Below are 21,615 nucleotides of genomic sequence, written 5' to 3'. Positions count from 1 at the left end.
AGGGCCGCGCATAATTCCGACCCAGGGCGACCGTGCGCAGCGCCCGTTCGGCGGCGTTGTTGTCGATCTCGATGCGCCCGTCGGTGCTGCAGCGCACGAGCGCGTCCCAGCGGGCGAGCGCATAGCGGATCGCCTCGGCCAATGCCGATTTCTGCGAGAGTTGTTTGAGCGTGGCGTCGAACCAGGCGCGTAGCGCGACCAGCACGGGGCCAGCGCGCGCCTGCCGCTCGGCCCGGCGCAGTTCGGGCGGTTTGCCGCGAATCGCCTCTTCAACCGCGTACAGCATGCCGATCTGCTTGAGCGCCTCGGCCGCCAGGGGCGAGGCCTGCGCCTTGTGCAGATCGTAGAACTTGCGCCGCACATGCGCCCAGCAGGCGGCCTCCTGGATGGCCCCGCCCAGATAGGGCGGCGCGAATCCGGCAAAGGCATCGGCCTGCAGCACGCCCTTGAAGTGCGCGAGGTGGCGTTGCGGGTGCTCGCCCCGGCGATTGGGCGAGTAGGCGAACCACACGGCAGGGGGTGTCTCATCGCCTGCAGGGCGGTCATCGCGCACGTAGGTCCACAACCGACCGGTCCGGGTCTGGCCTTCACCCGGCGAGAGTACCGGCACCGGGGTGTCGTCGGCATGCAGCTTGGTGGCCGAGAGCACATGCTTGCGCAGCGCCTCAACCAACGGGCGCAGCAGCGCATTGCATTGCCCCACCCAGTCGGCCAGCGTGGAGCGCTCGAGTTCGACACCCTCCCGAGCGTAGATGGTGCTCTGGCGGTACAGCGGCAGGTGATCGCAATACTTCGCGACCAGCACATGGGCCAGGAGCCCCGCGCCGGCCAGCCCCCGGGCGATCGGTCGCGCGGGCGCGTTCGCCTGCACGATCGTGTCGCAGCGGCTGCAGGCGAACTTCGGGCGCACATGACGGATCACCCGGAAGCTCGCCGGCACGTACTCGAGCATCTCGCTGACGGTCTCGCCCAGCTTCTTGAGCGAGGCGCCACAGGCTGGGCAGTCGCACGCCGAAGGCAGGTGCTCCTCAATGTCGCGTGGCAGATGATCGGGGAGCGGTTTGCGGGGCGGGGGCACCTCGCGCATATCGGCTGGCGCGGGCGGTTCGGCCGGGGTCTCGGCACGCAGGGTCTCGAGCTCCTCGAGCGAGAGCTCCAACTGGCCGAGCATCTCGTTCATCTGCTCCGAGCTGCGGCCGAACTGCATGCGGCGCAGCTTGGCGATCACCAGCTTCAGGTGCTCGATCTCGGCGGCCTGTTCGCTCACCTTCGCCCGCAGGGCGATGACTTCGTCAGGAGAGGAAACAGGGGTGTTCGACATGGCGACATGACACCGGAGCATGCCGCCCAAAGCCGCCAAATGACGCTAAAAAGCTCCTATAAGCCGCTATGCAGCGCGATTCGGCGCCGTTCTGATCGGACGCCGCCAGTCGATGCCCTCGAGCAGCATCGACAACTGGGCCGGCGTCAGCGCCACGGTCCCATGAGTCACCTGAGGCCAGACGAATTTGCCGTGCTCGAGCCGCTTGGCGAACAGGCACAGCCCGTCGCCGTCCCACCACAGCACCTTGATCCGGTCTCCACGCCGGCGCCGGAACACGAAGATCTGTCCGCTGAAGGGATCGGCCTGGAGTTGGGTCTGAACAAGCGCGGCCAGACCGTCGAAGCCGCGCCGCATGTCGGTGATCCCGGCTGCGATCCAGATCCGCGTGCCAAAAGGCGGGACGATCACCGCAGCAGCACCGCGAGAACCTGCGCGAGCACCTGGGCGTCGGGACGTCCTTCGACAGTCAGCCGTGCGCCCTTGCGCTCGATCGTCAGCCGACCGAACGCGGCCGCTGGGGTATCGAGCATCTCGGGCGCGTCCTCATCATCGGTGTCGGCGAGGATGATCGGCACGAACGCAGCCACCCCCAGGCGACCTTCCTGGTAGGCCTTGCGCCACGCGAAAATCTGGTTGGCGTTGACGTCGTGTTGGCGCGCGAGACGCGACACGGAGGCGCCCGGCTGCAGGGACTGCTCGACCACTGCACGCTTGAAGTCGATCGAATGGCGGCGGTATGGCCCGCGCGGGCCGCGATGCGGGCGTCACACCCAAGTCGACGTTCAATGGACTTGGCTCATTATCTGTAAACTCAACGACATAGCAATTCTTCACCTGTCCATCAAACTTTGCAGATCGATGGACAGATCCAGTCCGTTTTGTCCATTTTTCTGACCGCGTGGATTGAGGAACTTCATAGGTCGTAATCCGACATTTTCTGTTTGCAATCGTCGCTGGTGCGAAATCGCTTCTCGGTGACCATCGAATCGCAATCGAACTGATCGGGGTCGTCTCAGAAAACGGAAAATAAAGCACGTTAAGCCGATTGCATTGGCCGCCGAATCGTAGTGGTAGGCGAGCCTCTTGCCACCGGCCGTGGTGTTGGTGAGCCGTCCCAGACGTAGTTGATGGTGTGGCTGTTGTCGGCGTACTTGGCTTGGGTGCGACGGCCCAGCAGGTCTTAGGCGAAGGCGATGTTGTCGGCGGCCGTGGGGTAGCTGCGGCTGGTCAGGCGGTGCAGGTTGTCGTAGGCGAAGGTGACCGTCTCGCCGCTGCGCTTCCTGTGGCTCGTGAGGCTGCCGACGGCGTTGTAGCCGTACTGCTCGTAGTCGGTGGTCGATGAGGTATTGACGGTGCTCGGGTGCGGGTAGCGCAGCCTGACCCGGCGGTCGTGGCCGTCGTATTCAAAGGTGGTGCGGTTGCCCTTGGCGTCGGTCAGCCAGCTGGGCCGCCGTGCGGATCAGCCGGCCGTCGTTGTCATAGCCAAAGCGCGTCTGCTTGCCCAGCGCGTCGGTCGTCTGCGTGATGCGGCGCTGCGCATCGAAGGCGTGCGTGGTGGTGTCGGTGACGTCCGTGCGCGGGCCGTTGACCTGGGTGAGGTTGCCCACCCCGTCGTAGGTGAAGGCGGTGGTGTGCGCTCGCTCGCCAGATCCCGGCCGTCGTAGGCGGTGAGAGGTGGCCCTGGGGGGCGCCGACGACGCTCGGGTGCGGCTGCCTTGCCGGGAGGCAAAAGACAAGACCTGACCCTGTGCGCCCTCATGACCCTGTGCGCCCTCAGGAATTACGAGGGGATCGCAAAGTCAAACGGCTCATCGTCGATGGTCTCGCCACGAATGTGTCCATGTTCAATGGCGAATGTCTTGATTGGCCCGCTTGCCAATGAACTCCAGCATTCCTTCCCGTCCTTGGAGATTCCGATGAATCCGATCTCATCGCGAACAATAATCGGTTCTGCCAGCGAGACGAACTCGTGGAACACTGACGGCATGCGATAGACGAACTGCCGCTGAAGGGTATTCATGTCAAAGCTCGCGAGTACCTCATCTACGCCCACAAGCAACCGGCAATCGAAGAGCGCAGCAACCGGCGGCAGCCCCAGGTTCGCGTAGCCAACTACGAGAACCTTGCCGCTTGGCGAGCTGAAGAAACCCCACGAGTTCGGATCTGCCGTCACCAACTCGCTCGCGACCTCTTCATTGGCGAGGGCGCTCAAGAGTGCGCTCTTTGACTCAACGGCGTTCCACAATGGCGCATCTGTGTTCATGAGCATCCTTTCACTTTGCGATGATGGTGATCACCTTACCGCCCTGCTCAACGAACTGAATCTTTGATCCAGTCCCAGTGACGCCGGGAAGGAAGAACTCGCGAACATTGCTGCCGGGCGCCTTTCCCGGACCAACGATTGATGATGGATCTCGGAAAGCTTGATTGAAAAGCCTCGTGACCTCGGCTCGGTTTGCCGCTGTATCGGCGATGCCTATCCGTTCTGCATTGCCCGCAGCGCGCGCCGCGTTATACGCGTTGGACTGATCTATGCCTTTGTTAAACAGGAAGTCGAGCTTCCGTCCAAAAGACAACTCTCCGGCACCCTTTGCGGCACTCCTCGTCGTTCCGAGCAGTGCTGCACCCAGCAGTCCGGTATCCGGTCCTGCTCCGATCCCCGTAATGGTATTGGCAATATCGAAACCAATCAAACCATACGCCACGATCTCCGTGCCCGTATCCACGATGCTTCGCGTGATCGAACCGATATTGGCCGCGGTCGATGGGGCCTCCATTACGCTGCGCGTATCAAAGAAGCCACTCGCAAAGTTCCGCCGAAGCATGTCGGCCTCGGCCGCGGCCAACCCCGTCGGATCACTGAAGTTGACCGGGTTGTTGCCCACATACGCATACAGGTTCAGGTCATCGGCCGTGCCGATCGGGTCCGTCTGCAGGAAGCGCCCCAGCGCCGGCGAGTAGAACCGTGCCTTGTAGTAGTACAGGTTCAACCCACCCAGGTACTGCTGCCCGGTGTAGCGGAAGCGCACGCCGGTGGTGACGTTGGGCTCGCCGAAGGGGCCGTAGCTGTGGATCGCGGTGCTGGTGCCGGCGCTGTTGGCCGTGCCGATGATGCTGCCCAGGTGGTCGGCGTAGAGCCAGCTCTTGGCGGTGGTCGTGCTGCCTTCGTACCACACCAGCGGTTCGTCGATACCGGGGCCGTGCACATAGCGGCGCAGGAGCGTACCCGCGCCGTCGTACTCGGCCACCAGATCGACGCCGTCGTAGGCGAGATCGGTGATCGCGCCGGCCAGGGTGGTCCGGCGCAGCCGGCCTTCGGCGTCGTAGGCGAGTGTGGCGGCGTAGCCGGTCTTGGTCGCGCTCTTGAGCTTGTTGTCGGCGTCGAAGGTGTAGGTCCACACCCCGTCGCCGGTCAGGTTGCCCCGGGCGTCGTGGGTGAGCGTGGCACCGGCTGCGGTGGTGTATTGGTTCAGGCCGTTGGCGGTGTAGCTCTGGGTGCCGTTGGCGTAGCCCGTCCATTGATACAGGTCGTTGGTCCAGCTCTGGCCCACGATCTCCTGCACGGGGTTGCGGGTGTAGGTGAGGGTATGGTCCTGCGCGGTGCCGGTCAGGTTGTGGGTGAGGCTGGCGAGCGCGCCCTGGGGGCTGTAGCCGTAACTGGTGGTGGTGCCGTTGCCCAGCGTGACCGTGGTGCGACGGGAGAGGTCGTCGTAGGCGTAGGTGGCCAGGTTGGTCGTGCCCAGTTCCTTGATCGCGCTCGGACGGTTGAGCGCGTCGTAGGTGGTGGTGACGTAGAAGCTGGTCTCGGGCCAGGTCAGACGGGTGCGGTTGCCCGCTGCGTCGTACTGGTAGGCGAGCGTCTTGCCGCCGGCGGTGGTGCTGGTCAGGCGCCCGGCCGCATCCCACACGTAGGCCACGGTGTGGCTCGCGTCGGCGAAGCTCGCCTGGGTGCGACGGCCCAGCAGGTCGTAGGCGAAGGCGACGTTGTCCGCGGCCGTGGGGTAGCTGCGGCTGGTCAGGCGGTGCAGGTTGTCGTAGGCGAAGGTGACCGTCTCGCCGCTGCGCTTCCTGTGGCTCGTGAGGCTGCCGACGGCGTTGTAGCCGTACTGCTCGTAGTCGGTGGTCGATGAGGTGCCAACCGTGGTGGGGTGCGGGTAGCGCAGCTTCACCCGGCGGTCGTGGCCGTCGTATTCAAAGGTGGTGCGGTTGCCCTTGGCGTCGGTGAGCGTGACCGGCAGGCCGTTGGCGCTGTAGGTGGTGGTGGCGTAGGTTTGTGCCAGTGCCGTGCCGACCGCCCGCTTGACCTGATGCACGCTGCCGTCGGCGTTGTACACCGTCTCGGTGACGCGGTTGCCGCCCTGCGCCGCCGGGAGCGCCTCGGTGACGCGGATCAGCCGGTCGAGGTCGTCGTAGGCGTAGTCGGTGACCGCAACCGGAGCGGCGGCCGTCGGGCAGGTGGTCGCCGCAGCGGTCACTGCCGGGCCCCAGGCCTTCAGAAGCTTGCCGGTGGCGGTGTAGGTGCTGCACTAGATACTGAAGTTAAAGGTGCGCTGCGAGGGCAGCCGCAACACATGGTCGGCCTTGAGCTTGACGCGTGCCTTGGACGCATCGCCGGCGTCATCCATAACGATGATTTCGCCGCTCTGATGTAGTTCGAGCAGCGTCGCCTCTACCATGTTACGCGTTGCTGGCGTCGTGTTGATCAGCCCGAGGAAAAACTGCTCGAAGGTCATGCCATCGGCGCCCTCGAATAGCATGGCGGGAATCTGCGCCATCATGGTTTCCTTGCTGACTGTTGCTGCTACTTCGCTGAAATCGAATCCCATCTGTAGTCGGTTCTCATCGTCGATCTTGCCGATGTAGCCCGTGCTGAACATGTGGAAACCAGCCTTGCCGTAGTGTGCAAAGTGGTTGTGGTGTTGCCAGTGGGTAGTCGCCATCACATCGCGCGCCTTCCAGTGCTGCGAGAGATGCAGCAGCCAGAAGTCGCCATGCCCGCGCTCGGGCCTGATGAAGAACGGCGTGTAGAACTGTGCCGAGCACTGGCTGGTCAGGCTCTGATACAGGGAGGATTGCAACTGCACTCGCCAACGCGGCGACTGCTTGATCTCGTCCAGATCGGCAGCACGCACTGACGAGCGCATGCCAGTCGACAACTCGAAGTCTGCGAGGTTCTTCTCGTTGAGGTAGCTGATCAGGCTGTCGATGTAGAAAGTGAGGATTACCTCGGCGTGCTTTAGTTTGGCGAAAATGTCGCGCAGACAACTCATCGGCACGGCGGAGTAGCCATACTGGTCGAGCACGAACAAGCCGCGTCCCGAACGTGGGCTGCGAGAGTGCGCCCGCTGGATAGCAGTTCCGCAATGGTCGGCGAACTTGCCTTTGACCAGCTTGATGATACCTGTGGCTACGCCTCCACCATACCCCCGTTCATCGAGGACATGCCCCAGGTAGTCCAGCGCATAGCTGCAGTCATCGATGCAGATCAACTCCACATCAATCTTGATTGGCTTGCGGCGCTCCTGACGCACATTAACCAGGACCTCGGCCTCTCGAATTGCCTCAAGGATCACCAGTGGGGAGCCTGGCACCTCCTGGCCGGACTCGTTTTGGTAGAGCCCCCCTCCGCAGAAGCCATCTACTATGGTCAGCTGGATCTTGTCCTGCTGTGGCATCGACACAAGCGTCAGGAAGTAGTCGATCAGGTAGTTGCGCAGAAGCGCGTGTTTGACTTCACTGTGCCGTTTCAGCAGCGGGGGCGGGTCTCCCCAAATCCAGTCGTAATGTGGCATTGAACGGCGCGCTGAGAGTGCTCTGATGGTCCCTGCGCAGCAATGTGCCTGCGGAGCTTCTCATAATCAAGCACATTGTCGTAAAGCTCAGAAGGCGCTGACGCGATGAATGGCCGTCACCGGCATTTCGTCCCATGTCCGGCCGTTCAACTCGCGGCCGTTGGCTGCTTTTGCGCGTTTCTTGCCATCTGCTCCCCAGCCGCCCCACTGCTTGAAGAAGAAGGCCACGTCCTGCTCCTGGCACTGTTCGCGTACGGCCTCGACCCACTCCATCTTCATTGGCCGCGCCCTAGGTCCGGACTCCCCGCCAACGATGACCCAATGGATGTCCGTCAGGTTGAGTTCGCCCACATCGGAGAGTAGAGGCTCGACCGATAGGAAGCGGATGGTGGCTGGCACTTGACGGAGGTAGTCGATGCGAGGCACCCCGGAGTCGCGGTCTTCGACGGAAACGCCCAACCAGGCATTGTTCGGCACCGAGCGCGTCCGGAAATACCGAGCCATGCGCGCGGCGCGTTTGGTGAGGATCTGATACGTGTGGTGAGGTGTCTGCGCGATGACCTCAAACACCTTGTCGATGTAGTGATCCGGCACCCGATCGTGGAACAGGTCCGACATCGAGTTCACGAAATACACCGTTGGCTTCTTGCGCTTAATCGGGTCATTGAGCCGTTCTGGCAGTAGGGTCAGCGCAAATCCGTTCTCATAGCCAGGCGTGCCCATGGCGTTCAAGCGCTTGGACATGGCCTCGGCATAGCAGTGCTTACACCCCGGAGATATCTTGGTGCACCCAACGGTCGGGTTCCAAGTCTGCTCCGTCCACTCGATCTTGCTGGTTGTTGTCATCGCGATACTCCCTGCGTTGCTAGCTTAGCTTGACCCGCTTGCGACGGCTTGTAGCTCCGGATGATTCCCCTGACAACGCCGAGGATGTTCAGCGTCTCTTTGGCTCTCATGCTGGGCATGCCCCCTCCGTGTGCGGCCAGGTGCGGTTGACCACGGTCGGTTCTGTATTCCTTGATGGTGTGGCTGCCATCGATCTCGGCCACTACCACATCACCGTGGACGGCCTGCATGCTCGTCTCCACCACGGCCACATCACCGCTGAGGATGCCGGCGTCGACCATCGAGTCGCCACGCACCTTCAGGAACATGGTCTTCGACGGCCTGGCTATCAGCAACTGATCTAGCGCCTGCGCATGAAAGAGATAGGTGGCATTGCCTTCACAGCCAAATCCGGCTCGCACCTCGCTATCACTGACATCGACGGTGAAGAACTCGGGGCCGGGCACGAGCCGGGCACCCACGGATTTTTCCAAATGGCCTGAGGCAATCAAGCGCTTGGTCAGTTTGAAGGCCGCGTTCTTGGCTTTGAAGCCCAGCGCCTTGGCCATTTCGCTGTACGAGGGGATGCAACCCACGCGGGCGTAGAGGTCACGGAGGCGGCGCAGATGCAGAGCGTCATTGTTGGTTCGAGCCATGACAAAATTATAGTGTCCATTCGTCCACTAATCAAGGACAGATGCGCGCAGGACGCTGTGGCGTCCTGCGGTTGCAGGCGTGATCAGTTAGAGAACAGGTCCAGATTCCCGCTGCGGGCGATGTCGTTCCAGATGCGGTCCGGCAGGGGATGGCGCGAGAAGAAGACCAGGCGGTAAATCGAGCGCCCTTTGCCGTCGCTGATCAGCGGCATCTGCCCGCTGATCCTGAATCCCAAGGCTCCAACCGCCCTGCACCAAGCGTCGAAGAACCAGGTGGGGAGTCTCGACTTGGACAGCTCGTCGATCGGTGCGGCAAGGCGCCAGCCCGGCAGCGCATCGTCAAACCGGTCCCGCTTGGGGTCCAGTTCCATGTCGATATTGCGCGTCAGGTCCATCAAGCTGAAGTGGACTGCGAAGTCCACGTACTGTAGCTTGGCAAGCCGCTCGATAATCGAGAATGACAGGAACTCTAGGTTGTAGGGATCAATGTATGCGAGCGCTAGGGCTCCAAAAGGGACAGCCTTGGCCATCTCGTCAACGGTCTGCTTGGCCGGTCCCACGAAGCTTTGTATGTTTGCGCCCGCGGCCTTAAGCCTCATTTCGTTGGCGTGGACTCGGTCGGGTTCAATGTCGCCCACGAGCAACTTTGTGAATGGTGCGCCGGAGCGTACAGACTGGCGGTAAGCCGCGACCGAACCGCCGTCCCGCGTGAAGCTCTCGCCCTCAACCTGAACGCGACCAGGACCGCAGAATGGGTCAATCAGCACCCGCTGCTTGAACTTCTTCTGCGCTTCGCGCGTGGCGTCTAGGTAGCGTGCTAAGTAACGGTGCTTCTCATTCACTACCCAGCGCCCTACGCCGCGGCCGTGAGGTCCTCGTTCTACCGGCAGTTCGGGGTAGGGATCGGGCGATACAACGTCAGGTATCTCTGTTTTCAAGCTATCTCCAAGCACAGCGCGACCGGAGATGACGACGATCCGATCGCATGTTCAAAATGTGATAGTCGCAAAATTGTTGTGTTGCAGCCTGCAGGCAACTCGGGAGGACGTGCGTGATCACGTCAGGAACAAGGCAGCCTGTCGGAGGCGCTCTGCCAGCGCTGTCATGACTTTTGCGTAGGATTTCGGTGCTCTGGCTCAACGTGCTGCCGCGAGTATGATAAATCTATACAGAGTATCCCCCACCGTTACTGCGTAGTTCATGTTTATCAAGCGCTGGGGCGTGGGTTCGTAAGCACCCGGCAAACTCACCTTCCCGCAACTGCTTAGCCCATTGAAGATCGTGTCCATCAATTTTGATGGTGGACACTATGGACGTCGTTATCTCGCGCCGAGCCCGGCGTACGCACAGCGAGGTATTCAAGCAGTCGGTGGTCGCAGCCTGTCGTGAGCCCGGCGGCTCGGTGGCCGGTGTAGCCCTGGCCAACGGCCTGAACGCCAACCAGGTCCATCGCTGGATGCGCGAGCGCGGCATCAAGCCACCGAGCCGGCACAAGGCTGACAGCGCAGCGCTCACCGCGTTGGCTGAACCGGGCTTTGACCCCGTGCAGATCGCTCACGCAGCCGAGGTACCGGTGATCCGCGTCGAAGCGCAGCGTGGCAACGCCCGCGTCAAGCTCGAGTGGCCGATCCAGGCCGCCGATGCGTGCGGGACGTGGTTGCGCGAGTGGCTCGCATGATCCGCATCGAGGCGCTGTGGCTGTCGGCCGCGCCACTGGACATGCGCGCAGGCATGGACACGTTGCTCGCGCAGGTGGTGCGCGTGTTCGGCGAGGCGCAGCCGCATCACGCCTATCTCTTCAGCAATCGGCGCGGCACCCGCTTGAAGGTGCTGGTCCATGATGGCTTCGGGGTGTGGCTCGCATGCCGGCGCCTGAACCAGGGCCGGTTTCACTGGACCGAGGGCCAGGGCGGTGTCGCACTCACCCGGGCGCAGTTCGACGCGCTGGTGCTCGGGCTGCCGTGGCAGCGCCTGGGTGATGGCGGTGTAGTCAGGCACACCACGGTTAAATCACTCCTCCAAACCGTGGCGCACCCCTATTTCCTTCGCATCTCTTGTGGCAGGAACAAAAGTCGATCAGCAGAATGCAGGCTGAGCTGTTGTTAACAATTCACCTTCAACCGACAACTCAGGGTCTGCGCGAACGATGGCAAAGTGGGGAGCATCCCATTTGCCGAACGTTAATCGCACACGGGTGCTATCAGTGCCTTCGGGCTGCAGGAACTCGCAGCGCAAAAGATACGAACCAGCCGGCAGAGACAAAGGGATCGTTTCGACGATACTCCCAACCTCGACCGCCCCATCAGCGGGAATGTCAAAAGGCACCTCCACCGCACGTAAAGCCTTGGGATGAACAGCCCCAACATGGTCGGTAACGATGATCTCGACCGAATGCCGGCCCGCCTCGTTCATGGAGCGAAACGAGACACTGCCTGGCCGCCAGGCAAACCCTTGCGAAACGTGACGATCAGTCCAATCGTTAAACGGCAGCTGGAGGGCACTGGCGAAGACCACAAGTTGGCTGTACGCCACTTCAAAACTAATCGTCGTCGCCACCCTCAATCTCCAACATTGATTCGAACACGGCTACCATCAGGCAAGCCTCGGCACGCATTTCCTAAGCAAGCGCCAGCCGACATGTTATCCCGTGGATTGATCGGCCGAACACTCGCACCAGCTCCGCCCTCTTTGAACATGGCGGGCGGGTACTCGTCTAAGTGCTTCCCCGGGACCTTAGCAAAAGCACCGATAGAAGCCTGCCGATTTGCTGCTGCCCCAGCACGATCTATCGTTAGAACGCTAGGCTTACCCGCGTTGATTGCATCAGCAGCATGCTGAGCTGCTTCACCATGAAGCGCGCGCGATAGCGTTACTTCCTTTGCAACGGCCCCAACCAGATTATCCCCGGCCTTGAGCGCCAACCCTGCGCCCTTGCCCATGCCAGGAATGATGCCCAGCACCCCGATGCCGTAGTCGAGCATCGATGCGTTCGGGTTCTGATAGGCCGAGTAGAGATCATAACCGGGGACGAAACCCAGGGCGAATTGCCCCTCGCTCGTGGCCCCCACCTTGCCAACCAACATCTGAGCCTCGGCCGCGATCAACCCTGTCGGATCACTGAAGTTGACCGGGTTGTTCCCCACATACGCATACAGGTTCAGATCATCGGCCGTGCCGATCGGGTCCGTCTGCAGGAAGCGCCCCAGGGCGGGCGAGTAGAACCGCGCCTTGTAGTAGTACAGGTTCAACCCACCCAGGTACTGCTGCCCGGTGTAGCGGAAGCGCACGCCGGTGGTGACGTTCGGCTCGCCGAAGGGGCCGTAGCTGTGGATCGCGGTGCTGGTGCCCGCGCTGTTGGCCGTGCCGATGATGCTGCCCAGGTGATCGGCGTAGAGCCAGCTCTTGGCGGTGGTCGTGCTGCCTTCGTACCACACCAGCGGTTCATCCACGCCGGGGCCGTGCACATAGCGGCGCAGGAGCGTACCCGCGCCGTCGTACTCGGCCACCAGATCGACGCCGTCGTAGGCGAGATCGGTGATCGCGCCGGCCAGGGTGGTCCGGCGCAGCCGGCCTTCGGCGTCGTAGGCGAGCGTGGCGGCGTAGCCGGTCTTGGTCGCGCTCTTGAGCTTGTTGTCGGCGTCGAAGGCGTAGGTCCACACCCCGTCGCCGGTGAGGTTGCCCCGGGCGTCGTGGGTGAGCGTGGCACCGGCTGCGGTGGTGTATTGGTTCAGGCCGTTGGCGGTGTAGCTCTGGGTGCCGTTGGCGTAGCCCGTCCATTGGTACAGGTCGTTGGTCCAGCTCTGGCTCACGATTTCCTGCACGGGGTTGCGGGTGTAGGTGAGGGTCTGGTCCTGCGCGGTGCCAGCGAGGTTGTGGCTGAGGCTGGCGAGCGCGCCCTGGGGGCTGTAGCCGTAACTGGTGGTGGTGCCATTGCCCAGCGTGACCGTGGTGCGACGGGAGAGGTCGTCGTAGGCGTAGGTGGCCAGGTTGGTCGTACCCAGTTCCTTGATCGCGCTCGGACGGTTGAGCGCGTCGTAGGTGGTGGTGACGTAGAACGCCGTCTCCGGCCACGTGGTGCGCGTGCGGTTGCCTGCCGGGTCGTACTGGTAGGCGAGCGTCTTGCCACCGGCCGCGGTGCTGGTCAGGCGCCCGGCCGCATCCCACACGTAGGCCACGGTGTGGCTGTTGTCGGCGTACCTGGCCTGGGTGCGACGGCCCAGCAGGTCGTAGGCGAAGGCGATGTTGTCGGCGGCCGTGGGGTAGCTGCGGCTGGTCAGGCGGTGCAGGTTGTCGTAGGCGAAGGTGACCGTCTCGCCGCTGCGCTTCCTGTGGCTCGTGAGGCTGCCGACGGCGTTGTAGCCGTACTGCTCGTAGTCGGTGGTCGATGAGGTATTGACGGTGCTCGGGTGCGGGTAGCGCAGCCTGACCCGGCGGTCGTGGCCGTCGTATTCGTAGGTGGTGCGGTTGCCCTTGGCGTCGGTCAGTGTGACCGGCAGGCCGTTGGCGCTGTAGGTGGTGGTGGCGTAGGTTTGTGCCAGCGCCGTGCCGACCGCCCGCTTGACCTGGTGCACGCTGTCGTCGGCGTTGTACACCGTCTCGGTGACGCGGTTGCCGCCCTCGCCCGCGGGCAGTGCCTCGGTGACGCGGATCAGGCGGTCGAGGTCGTCGTAGGCGTAGTCGGTGACCGCAACCGGGGCGGCGGCTGTCGGGCAGGTGGTGGCCGCGGCGGTCACTGCCGGGCCCCAGGCCTTCAGAAGCTTGCCGGTGGCGGTATAGTCAGACGCGCCACCGGCAAGTCACTTCCCTAAACCGTGGTACGTCCCCTATTCCTTTTCGACGGCCAAGTCACTCCCCTAAACCGTGGTGCGTCCCCTATTTCTTCTAGCGTAGCTGGTGACTGCGACCGGGCCGGCCGCGGTCGGACAGATGGCGGTGTAATCAGGCGCACCACGGTCAAGTCACCCCCAAACCGTGGTGCGTCCCTTATTTCCCTCGAATATCCCCGCAACCAATTCGTACAGCAACTTCCTGCGCTCTGACCTTCCACGCACCCAGCGCCTTGCGCTCCAACTCAGCCAGTGCTGTACAAGCAGCGCCGATATCGCCTAACTGAGAAAGCAGCACTGCGAAGCAAATCGACGACAGCGGGTTCTTCGCCGATGGCATGCCCGTGGAGGCAAGCCAATCGCGCATCGCTTCCAACGACCGCATGTGTTCAAGGAACGGGAGAATCCGCGCTACAAGGCAATCGGCCATTTCGTCGGCGACGCCTGTGCTGCTTACGTCCCACCAACGATCCTTGCCATCCAGGAGTTGCCCCACACGCGCACGAACCGTGCAGAAAGGTTCTTCAACGAACGCATCAGCATCGCGACCCCAGCATGCGAAGTAGATCGGTCGAGATAGAACGCCTACGTTCATGGTCACCGCATCACCAACCTTGCTAGTCTGGATGTCGATGACTTCCACCAACGAATGCTGCTCACGATTCCACGTGGTCTTCTCTCGGCTAAAACCAATCGGGGCCAGCTCGCAATCAAGGCGAGCAATAATCGAAGCCGCGCTCATCGCCTGGGCTCGTAGTAGATAACGCGGCCACGCATACCCAGTTGCTCCTCGTAGTTCTGGACTTGGCGTGCACCAGCCGAGCGACCTGATGGTGTATTCGGCTTCAGCTCAAGAATACGCCCCCCCGGCGTGACAACATCGGGTTTATAAACCTTCCCATCGGCACCGACAAGTCTGGGTTCGGACTGCCAGCCTGGCTTCTGTGCCACACGCTCGGCCAGATCTTTGTGCGCCTGCCGGCCAGTAGCCGCAGCGGCGTTCTCGCCACCACGTACTACCCCCTTTGCGGCCTGAGTTCCAGCACCAGTCCTCCCAATCACCCCCGGCCCAACGCCCACATAGCCTACAACATTCCCCTGAGCATCATGCATCGGCAGGTTAAGCGGACTATTGGCGGCATTCTCCAGGCCCTTGCTGACCATCCATCCGAAGAAGTTGCCTGCCGAGGGATTTGAATCGACGACGCCCTGTATTCCACGGCCAAAGGACGAGTCGCTGATCTTACCGATCAGCATGTCGGCCTCGACCGCGATCAACCCCGTCGGATCACTGAAGTTGACCGGGTTGTTGCCCACATACGCATACAGGTTCAGGTCGTCGGCCGTGCCGATCGGGTCGGTCTGCAGGAAGCGCCCCAGCGCCGGCGAGTAGAACCGCGCCTTGTAGTAGTACAGGTTCAACCCGCCCAGGTACTGCTGCCCGGTGTAGCGGAAGCGCACGCCGGTGGTGACGTTCGGTTCGCCGAACGGGCCGTAGCTGTGGATCGCGGTGCTGGTGCCGGCGCTGTTGGCCGTGCCGATGATGCTGCCCAGGTGATCGGCGTAGAGCCAGCTCTTGGCGGTGGTCGTGCTGCCTTCGTACCACACGAGCGGTTCATCCACGCCGGGGCCGTGCACATAGCGGCGCAAGAGCGTGCCCGCGCCGTCGTACTCGGCCACCAGATCCACACCGTCGTAGGCGAGATCGGTGACGGTGCCGGCCAGCGTGGTGCGGCGCAGCCGGCCTTCGGCGTCGTAGGCGAGCGTGGCGGCGTAGCCGGTCTTGGTCGCGCTCTTGAGCTTGTTGTCGGCGTCGAAGGTGTAGGTCCACACCCCGTCGCCGGTCAGGTTGCCCCGGGCGTCGTGGGTGAGCGTGGCGCCGGCCGCGGTGGTGTATTGGTTCAGGCCGTTGGCGGTGTAGCTCTGGGTGCCGTTGGCGTAGCCCGTCCATTGGTACAGGTCGTTGGTCCAGCTCTGGCTCACGATTTCCTGCACGGGGTTGCGGGTGTAGGTGAGGGTCTGGTCCTGCGCGGTGCCAGCGAGGCTGTGGCTGAGGCTGGCGAGCGCGCCCTGGGGGCTGTAGCCGTAGCTGGTGGTGGTGCCGTTGCCCAGCGTGACCGTGGTGCGACGGGAGAGGTCGTCGTAGGCGTAGGTGGCCAGGTTGGTCGTACCCAGTTCCTTGATCGCGCTCGGACGGTTGAGCGCGTCATAGGTGGTGGTGACGTAGAAGGGGTCAGCTCACGAAACGGAAAAATCGTATGGTCGTGGCGTGGCCATGTACGGCGATCTGCCGTATCATTTCGGCAGGAGGACAAGACTATGCCCGCAGCCATTTCTACCGCTCGCCTCGAAGCCCGGATCAGCACCGATCTGCATTCGATGCTCAAGCGCGCCGCTGAACTTCAGGGGCGCACCATGACTGATTTCGTGGTCGCTGCCGTCCAGGACGCCGCGCAACGCGCCATCGAGCAAGCCGAGGTCATCCGCCTGTCGCTGGCCGATCAGGAGTGCTTTGCACAAGCGTTGCTGTCGCCGCCGCAACTGGGCCCGGCCTTGGAACGCGCTTTCGCCCGTCGCCGCAAGCTCTTGCGTACTGAATGAGCAGCGCACCGTTCCGGCTCACGCCGCTCGATGCCGCGCATGTTCGCGCAGCGTTCAACTGCGGTTCAGAACCGCTTGAGCGCTATCTGCGGGAACAAGTCACCCAAGATGTTCGCCGCCGTGTGGCTGCCTGCTTCGTGGCATTGGCGGAAGGGCAGCGCATCGCGGGCTACTACACGCTGGCGTCGGCAAGCCTGCTGCTGACCGATCTCCCGGCCAGTGTCGGCAAGAAGCTGCCGCGCTATCCGACCGTCCCAGCGGTTCGCATGGGCCGCTTGGCCGTCGATCAGGCTTTCAAAGGGCAAGGGCTGGGCGGCGCACTGCTGGCCGATGCGCTCGACCGTGCTGTCCGTTCCGAGATTGCCGCCTATGCCTTGATCGTGGATGCCAAGGACGAGGCGGCAGCGGCCTTCTACCGACATCATGGCTTCATCGCTTTGCCCGACTCACCGTTCACGCTCTTCCTGCCGCTGGCAACGGTGGAGGCGTCTCGGAAAACGGAAAATCGAGCGCGCTAAGCCGGTGGCATTCGTGCGCGTCAGGCTGGGCTATACCCTAACCGGGCGTCAGGTCGCCCGGCACCAATGCGTCAGGATAGAGTCCTATCACGCATTGATTGACGCATGCCGCCAAGGGTTATAGATTTGTTCCTGACACATCGCCCGCAGGAGGCCCCTTGCACGGTCAGCGTATCGGCTACGTCCGGGTCAGCAGCTTCGACCAGAACCCGGAACGCCAACTCGAGCAGGTCACGGTGGACCGGCTGTTCACCGACAAGGCGTCGGGAAAGGACATACAGCGCCCCGAGTTGGAGCGACTGCTCGCCTTTGTACGTGAGGGCGACACGGTGGTGGTGCACAGCATGGATCGCCTGGCGCGCAACCTCGATGACCTTCGCCGCCTGGTGCAGGGCCTCACCCAGCGCGGCGTGCGCATCGAATTCGTCAAGGAGTCCCTGACTTTCACCGGCGAGGATTCGCCGATGGCGAACCTGATGCTGTCGGTGATGGGCGCCTTCGCTGAGTTCGAGCGGGCGCTCATCCGCGAGCGGCAGCGCGAGGGGATCGCGCTCGCCAAGCAGCGCGGGGCCTATCGGGGGCGCAAGAAGTCTCTGAACAGTGAAAAGATCGAGGAACTGAAACGGCGTATCGCGGCGGGCGAGCAGAAGGCCAAGCTCGCCCGCGAGTTCGGCATCAGCCGCGAAACGCTTTACCAGTACTTGCGAGAAACCTGACATGCCTCGCCGTTCGATCCTGTCTGCTGCCGAGCGCGAAAGCCTGCTGGCGTTGCCGGACACCAAGGATGAGTTGATCCGTCACTACACGTTCAGCGAGTCTGACCTTATCCGGCAGCGGCGCGGCTCGGCCAACCGCCTCGGCTTCGCCGTTCAGCTTTCCTACTTGCGGGTGCCTCGAAAAACCTCTGCTCCGCCCGCCTTTGGTAAAATCACGACGTCCTGAACCCTGCAGCCTGCACCGATGAAACCGCGTAGCGCTATCAAGACTGACCTGTTCGCTGACGAGCATCACCGCAAGAAGATCGACGCGCTGGGCGACCCGCTGACCGACATCGAGTCGCACATCGACTTTGCGTCGTTGGCGGCCGAGGTGGATGAGGTTGCGCCGCGCCCGGTGAGCGCGCAGGGCGGGCGTCCGCCGTACCCGACCGAGACGATGGTACGGATCCTGGTGCTCAAGCGCCTGTACAACCTGTCCGACGAGCAGATGGAGTACCAGTTGCTCGACCGCATGAGCTACAAGCGCTTCTGCGGACTGGCGAACGCGACCCACGTCCCGGACCGCACCACGGTGTGGACCTTCGAGAACCGGATTGGTGAAGCGGGCGCCAAGGCGCTCTTTGACGGTGTCTCGGCGCAGTTGCTGAAGAAGGGTTTCATCGCGCGCGGCGGTCAGATCATCGACGCCACTTTGGTCCCCGCCCCCAAGCAGCACAACAGCCGGGGCGAGAAGGCGCTGATCGAGCACGGTGCGATGCCCGCCGACTGGAAGCCGGCCAAGCGCCGCCAGAAGGACATCGATGCGACCTGGACGAAGAAGCACGGCAAGAACCACTTCGGCTACAAGCTCTCGATCAACGTCGACAAGAAATACAAGATCATTCGCCGAATCGAGACCGACACCGCGAGTACGCACGATAGCCAGCACTTCGACAACGTCTTCGATGCGGGCAACACGAGTCGGGACGTCTATGCCGACCGGGGCTACCCGTCCGAGGCGCGTGAAGCCTGGCTGAAGGAGAACGGCTTTCGTAACCAGATCCAGAGGAAGGGCAAACGCAACAAGCCGCTGACCGAGTGCCAGCAGCGGCGTAACCAGCGCATCGCCAAAACGCGCGCCCGGGTCGAGCATGTCTTTGCCGCCATCGAACAGATGGGCGGCAAGTTGCTGCGTACCATCGGTCGGGCGCGGGCGAACTTTGCGATGACGATGATGGCTGCCTGCTACAACTTGAAGCGGCTGGTCTACTTCCGGAAGGCCGGAATCGAGGCCTTCTGACGCCCGAAATGGGCCGAATCGCCGATGCCTGGGGCGATTCGATGCAAAAACGGGGCAACTCCGCCGAGAAACGCGGTGGTTTGCCAGAGGAATTGGGCCGAAATTGGTCGCCGTCATCATTGCGTCGTGGGATTCACTGAAACCCTCGGGTTATTCGAGGTGCCCTTGCGCTTTCCCGGCATCATCCTTGGCGTCGATCAGTCGCCGTTCCCGCCATTGCTGAAACTGATCGCCGACCAGCTCAAGGTCGGCGTCGAAAGCTGGGGCGAGTATGGGCAGCGGGAACAGACCCGGCGCGAGCACTTGATCGAGCTGCAAACGGTATTCGGCTTTCAGACCTTCACGATGAGCCACTACCGGCAGGCGGTACGGACGCTGACCGAATTAGCCATGCAAACCGACAAAGGCGTCGTGCTGGCCGATGCCGTGATCGACCATCTGCAGCGGCAGTCGATCATCCTGCCCGCGTTAAACGCCATCGAGCGCATCTGCGCCGAGGCGATCACCCGCGCCAACCGGCGCATCTACGACGCCTTGGTCGATCCGCTGTCGGACGCGCATCGCCGCCGCCTCGACGATCTGCTCAAGCGCCGTGAGAGCGGCAAGGCGACCTGGCTGGCCTGGCTGCGTCAGTCTCCAGCCAAGCCGAACTCGCGGCACATGCTTGAACACATCGACCGCCTCAAGGCGTGGCAGGCACTCGATCTGCCTTCCGGCATCGAGCGCCTGGTACATCAGAACCGCCTGCTGAAGATCGCTCGCGAGGGCGGCCAGATGACGCCCGCCGACCTGGCAAAGTTCGAGCCACAGCGCCGCTACGCCACCTTGGTGGCACTCGCCATCGAGGGCATGGCCACCGTCACCGACGAAATCATCGACCTGCACGATCGGATTCTCGGCAAACTGTTCAACGCTGCCAGGAACAAGCATCAACAGCAGTTCCAGGCAGCCGGCAAAGCGATCAATGCCAAGGTGCGCCTGTTCGGCCGCATCGGCCAGGCGCTGATCGAGGCCAAGCAGGCGGGCAGCGACCCGTTTGCCGCCATCGAGGCGGTCATGTCGTGGGACGCCTTTGCCGAGAGCGTCACTGAGGCGCAGCGGCTCGCGCAGCCCGAGGACTTCGATTTCCTGCATCGCATCGGCGAGAACTACGCAACGTTGCGCCGCTACGCGCCAGAATTCCTCAACGTGCTCAAGCTGCGGGCCGCGCCTGCCGCCAAGAACGTGCTCGACGCCATCGAGGTGCTACGCGGCATGAACAGCGACAATGCCCGCAAGGTGCCCGTCGATGCGCCGACCGACTTCATCAAGCCGCGATGGCAGAAGCTGGTGATGACCGACACCGGCATCGACCGGCGCTACTACGAACTGTGCGCACTGTCGGAGCTGAAGAACGCGCTGCGCTCGGGCGACATCTGGGTGCAAGGCTCGCGCCAGTTCAAGGACTTCGAGGACTACCTGGTCCCGCCCGCGAAGTTCGCCAGCCTCAAGCAGGCCCGCGAATTGCCGCTGGCCGTGGCCACCGACTGCGACCAATACCTGCACGACCGGCTGACGCTGCTGGAAACCCAGCTCGCCACGGTCAACTGCATGGCGCTGGCCAACGAACTGCCGGACGCCATCATCACGGGGTCAGGTCTGAAGATCACGCCGCTCGATGCGGCGGTGCCCGACACCGCGCAGGCCCTGATTGACCAGACGGCGATGATCCTGCCGCACGTCAAGATCACCGAGCTGCTTCTGGAAGTGGACGAGTGGACGGGCTTCACCCGTCACTTCACGCACCTCAAGTCGGGTGACCTAGCCAAAGACAAGAACCTGCTGCTGACCACTATCCTGGCCGACGCAGTCAACCTCGGCCTGACCAAGATGGCGGAATCCTGCCCCGGCACGACCTACGCCAAGCTGGCCTGGCTGCAGGCTTGGCACATCCGCGATGAAACTTACTCGACGGCGCTGGCTGAGCTGGTCAATGCGCAGTTCCGGCATCCCTTTGCAGAGCACTGGGGCGACGGCACCACGTCCTCGTCGGATGGCCAGAATTTCCGAACCGGCAGCAAGGCCGTGAGCACGGGCCACATCAACCCGAAATACGGCAGCAGCCCTGGGCGAACGTTCTACACCCACATCTCCGACCAGTACACGCCGTTCCACACCAAGGTGCTCAACGTCGGCGTGCGCGACTCGACCTACGTGCTCGACGGCCTGCTATACCACGAATCCGACCTTCGCATCGAAGAGCACTACACCGATACGGCGGGCTTCACCGATCACGTGTTCGCGCTGATGCACCTGCTGGGCTTTCGCTTCGCGCCGCGCATCCGCGATCTGGGCGACACCAAGCTCTACATCCCGAAGGGCGAGGCTGCCTATGAGGCGCTGAAGCCCATGATTGGCGGCACGCTCAACATCAAGCATGTCCGTGCCCATTGGGACGACATCCTGCGGCTGGCCACCTCGATCAAGCAGGGGACGGTGACGGCCTCGCTGATGCTCAGGAAGCTTGGCAGCTACCCGCGCCAGAACGGACTTGCCGTGGCCTTGCGCGAGTTGGGGCGCATCGAGCGCACGCTGTTCATTCTGGACTGGCTGCAAAGCGTCGAGCTGCGCCGCCGCGTGCATGCCGGGCTGAACAAGGGCGAGGCCCGAAACGCGCTCGCCCGTGCCGTGTTCTTCAACCGCCTGGGCGAAATACGCGACCGCAGTTTCGAGCAGCAACGCTACCGGGCCAGCGGCCTCAACCTGTTGACGGCCGCCATCGTGTTGTGGAACACGGTCTATCTGGAGCGGGCGGCGAACGCCTTGCGTGGGCATGGCCACGCTGTCGATGACGCCCTGTTGCAGTACCTGTCGCCGCTGGGCTGGGAGCACATCAACCTGACCGGCGATTACCTGTGGCGCAGCAGCGCCAAGATCGGCGCAGGTAAGTTCAGACCGCTGCGACCAATGCCATCGGCTTAACGTGCTTTATTCTCCGTTTTCTGAGACGACCCCTGATCGGCTCAAATCGACCCCTATGCGCAGATCCCAACTATGCACACACGCCCTGAGAATCGCAGCACCGGCCGCTGTTCA

General features: G+C 62.9%; 18 protein-coding genes and 4 pseudogenes. 8 read left to right on the top strand and 14 right to left on the bottom strand.

The features are described from left to right. Positions 1-10: 10 nt before the first annotated feature. The 10 genes and pseudogenes from tnpC to tcmP all read right to left on the bottom strand — a co-directional run. A pseudogene (gene tnpC, locus LQF09_RS02605) lies at positions 11-1,321 on the bottom strand (IS66 family transposase); the annotation flags it as partial. Positions 1,322-1,387: 66 nt separating this feature from the next. Further along, positions 1,388-1,732: an IS66 family insertion sequence element accessory protein TnpB gene (tnpB, locus tag LQF09_RS02600; RefSeq protein WP_270069116.1), complete on the bottom strand. Its 345-nt coding sequence runs from the start codon at positions 1,730-1,732 to the stop codon at positions 1,388-1,390. Beyond that, a pseudogene (locus tag LQF09_RS02595) lies at positions 1,729-2,016 on the bottom strand (transposase); the annotation flags it as partial. The gene tnpB (LQF09_RS02600) and the pseudogene LQF09_RS02595, both read right to left, overlap by 4 nt. A 711-nt stretch (positions 2,017-2,727) precedes the next feature. Continuing rightward, positions 2,728-2,931, bottom strand: a complete 204-nt coding sequence (locus LQF09_RS02590; RefSeq protein ID WP_270069114.1) for an RHS repeat domain-containing protein — start codon at positions 2,929-2,931, stop codon at positions 2,728-2,730. A gap of 173 nt (positions 2,932-3,104) precedes the next feature. Continuing rightward, a complete protein-coding gene (locus LQF09_RS02585; RefSeq protein ID WP_270069113.1) occupies positions 3,105-3,587 on the bottom strand; it encodes a hypothetical protein in 483 nt (160 codons plus the stop codon). A gap of 10 nt (positions 3,588-3,597) precedes the next feature. Next, a complete protein-coding gene (locus LQF09_RS02580) occupies positions 3,598-5,799 on the bottom strand; it encodes an RHS repeat-associated core domain-containing protein (protein ID WP_270069112.1) in 2,202 nt (733 codons plus the stop codon). 51 nt (positions 5,800-5,850) lie between these two features. Further along, complete coding sequence (locus LQF09_RS02575) at positions 5,851-7,116, bottom strand: three-Cys-motif partner protein TcmP (protein ID WP_270069111.1); 1,266 nt, start codon at positions 7,114-7,116, stop codon at positions 5,851-5,853. Positions 7,117-7,203: 87 nt separating this feature from the next. Further along, a complete protein-coding gene (locus tag LQF09_RS02570; RefSeq protein WP_270069110.1) occupies positions 7,204-7,962 on the bottom strand; it encodes a DUF5131 family protein in 759 nt (252 codons plus the stop codon). Beyond that, entirely contained in the window at positions 7,959-8,597 is a 639-nt protein-coding gene (locus tag LQF09_RS02565; RefSeq protein WP_270069109.1) for a LexA family protein, read from the bottom strand. Before LQF09_RS02565 ends, LQF09_RS02570 begins: the two co-directional genes overlap by 4 nt. A gap of 83 nt (positions 8,598-8,680) precedes the next feature. Continuing rightward, positions 8,681-9,535 (bottom strand): three-Cys-motif partner protein TcmP, encoded by an 855-nt coding sequence (gene tcmP / locus LQF09_RS02560; RefSeq protein WP_270069108.1) that lies wholly within the window; start codon positions 9,533-9,535, stop codon positions 8,681-8,683. Between the two features lie 371 nt (positions 9,536-9,906). Here tcmP and LQF09_RS02555 point away from each other — a divergent pair, with 371 nt between their 5' ends. After that, a complete protein-coding gene (locus LQF09_RS02555) occupies positions 9,907-10,275 on the top strand; it encodes a transposase (protein ID WP_270069107.1) in 369 nt (122 codons plus the stop codon). Continuing rightward, positions 10,272-10,703 carry an IS66 family insertion sequence element accessory protein TnpB gene (gene tnpB, locus LQF09_RS02550; protein WP_270069106.1) on the top strand — a complete coding sequence of 144 codons (432 nt, stop codon included), beginning with the start codon at positions 10,272-10,274 and terminating at the stop codon, positions 10,701-10,703. Before LQF09_RS02555 ends, tnpB (LQF09_RS02550) begins: the two co-directional genes overlap by 4 nt. Here the strand turns inward: tnpB (LQF09_RS02550) and comJ are convergent. From comJ to LQF09_RS02530, 4 genes are all read right to left on the bottom strand, one after another. Further along, a complete protein-coding gene (gene comJ / locus LQF09_RS02545) occupies positions 10,674-11,153 on the bottom strand; it encodes a competence protein ComJ (RefSeq protein WP_270069105.1) in 480 nt (159 codons plus the stop codon). The genes tnpB (LQF09_RS02550) and comJ overlap by 30 nt on opposite strands. Positions 11,154-11,155: 2 nt before the next feature. Continuing rightward, positions 11,156-13,330: an RHS repeat-associated core domain-containing protein gene (locus tag LQF09_RS02540; RefSeq protein ID WP_270069104.1), complete on the bottom strand. Its 2,175-nt coding sequence runs from the start codon at positions 13,328-13,330 to the stop codon at positions 11,156-11,158. A gap of 250 nt (positions 13,331-13,580) precedes the next feature. Then, positions 13,581-14,165: a DUF4304 domain-containing protein gene (locus LQF09_RS02535; protein ID WP_270069103.1), complete on the bottom strand. Its 585-nt coding sequence runs from the start codon at positions 14,163-14,165 to the stop codon at positions 13,581-13,583. Next, positions 14,162-15,406: an RHS repeat-associated core domain-containing protein gene (locus LQF09_RS02530; protein ID WP_270069102.1), complete on the bottom strand. Its 1,245-nt coding sequence runs from the start codon at positions 15,404-15,406 to the stop codon at positions 14,162-14,164. Before LQF09_RS02530 ends, LQF09_RS02535 begins: the two co-directional genes overlap by 4 nt. A 336-nt stretch (positions 15,407-15,742) precedes the next feature. Between LQF09_RS02530 and LQF09_RS02525 the strand changes: the two genes are divergently transcribed. The 6 genes and pseudogenes from LQF09_RS02525 to LQF09_RS02500 form a co-directional block, all read left to right on the top strand. Next, positions 15,743-16,024 (top strand): type II toxin-antitoxin system TacA family antitoxin, encoded by a 282-nt coding sequence (locus tag LQF09_RS02525; RefSeq protein ID WP_168988743.1) that lies wholly within the window; start codon positions 15,743-15,745, stop codon positions 16,022-16,024. Continuing rightward, on the top strand, positions 16,021-16,542 hold the full coding sequence (locus LQF09_RS02520; RefSeq protein WP_168988744.1) for a GNAT family N-acetyltransferase: 522 nt from the start codon (positions 16,021-16,023) through the stop codon (positions 16,540-16,542). The genes LQF09_RS02525 and LQF09_RS02520 overlap by 4 nt, the downstream gene beginning before the upstream one ends. 158 nt (positions 16,543-16,700) lie before the next feature. Continuing rightward, positions 16,701-17,258 carry a recombinase family protein gene (locus LQF09_RS02515; protein ID WP_270069101.1) on the top strand — a complete coding sequence of 186 codons (558 nt, stop codon included), beginning with the start codon at positions 16,701-16,703 and terminating at the stop codon, positions 17,256-17,258. A 1-nt stretch (position 17,259) separates the two neighbouring features. After that, a pseudogene (locus LQF09_RS02510) lies at positions 17,260-17,436 on the top strand (DUF4158 domain-containing protein); the annotation flags it as partial. Positions 17,437-17,502: 66 nt separating this feature from the next. Next, positions 17,503-18,540, top strand: coding sequence for an IS5 family transposase (locus tag LQF09_RS02505; RefSeq protein WP_041105710.1), 1,038 nt, complete (start codon positions 17,503-17,505; stop codon positions 18,538-18,540). A 165-nt stretch (positions 18,541-18,705) separates the two neighbouring features. Beyond that, positions 18,706-21,501 (top strand): annotated as a pseudogene (locus LQF09_RS02500) (Tn3 family transposase); the annotation flags it as partial. Between the last annotated feature and the right edge of the window lie 114 nt (positions 21,502-21,615).

It is taken from the genome of Thauera sp. WB-2 (assembly GCF_027594845.1).
Lineage (GTDB): Bacteria > Pseudomonadota > Gammaproteobacteria > Burkholderiales > Rhodocyclaceae > Thauera > Thauera mechernichensis.
This window is presented reverse-complemented; position numbering and strand designations above follow the sequence as displayed.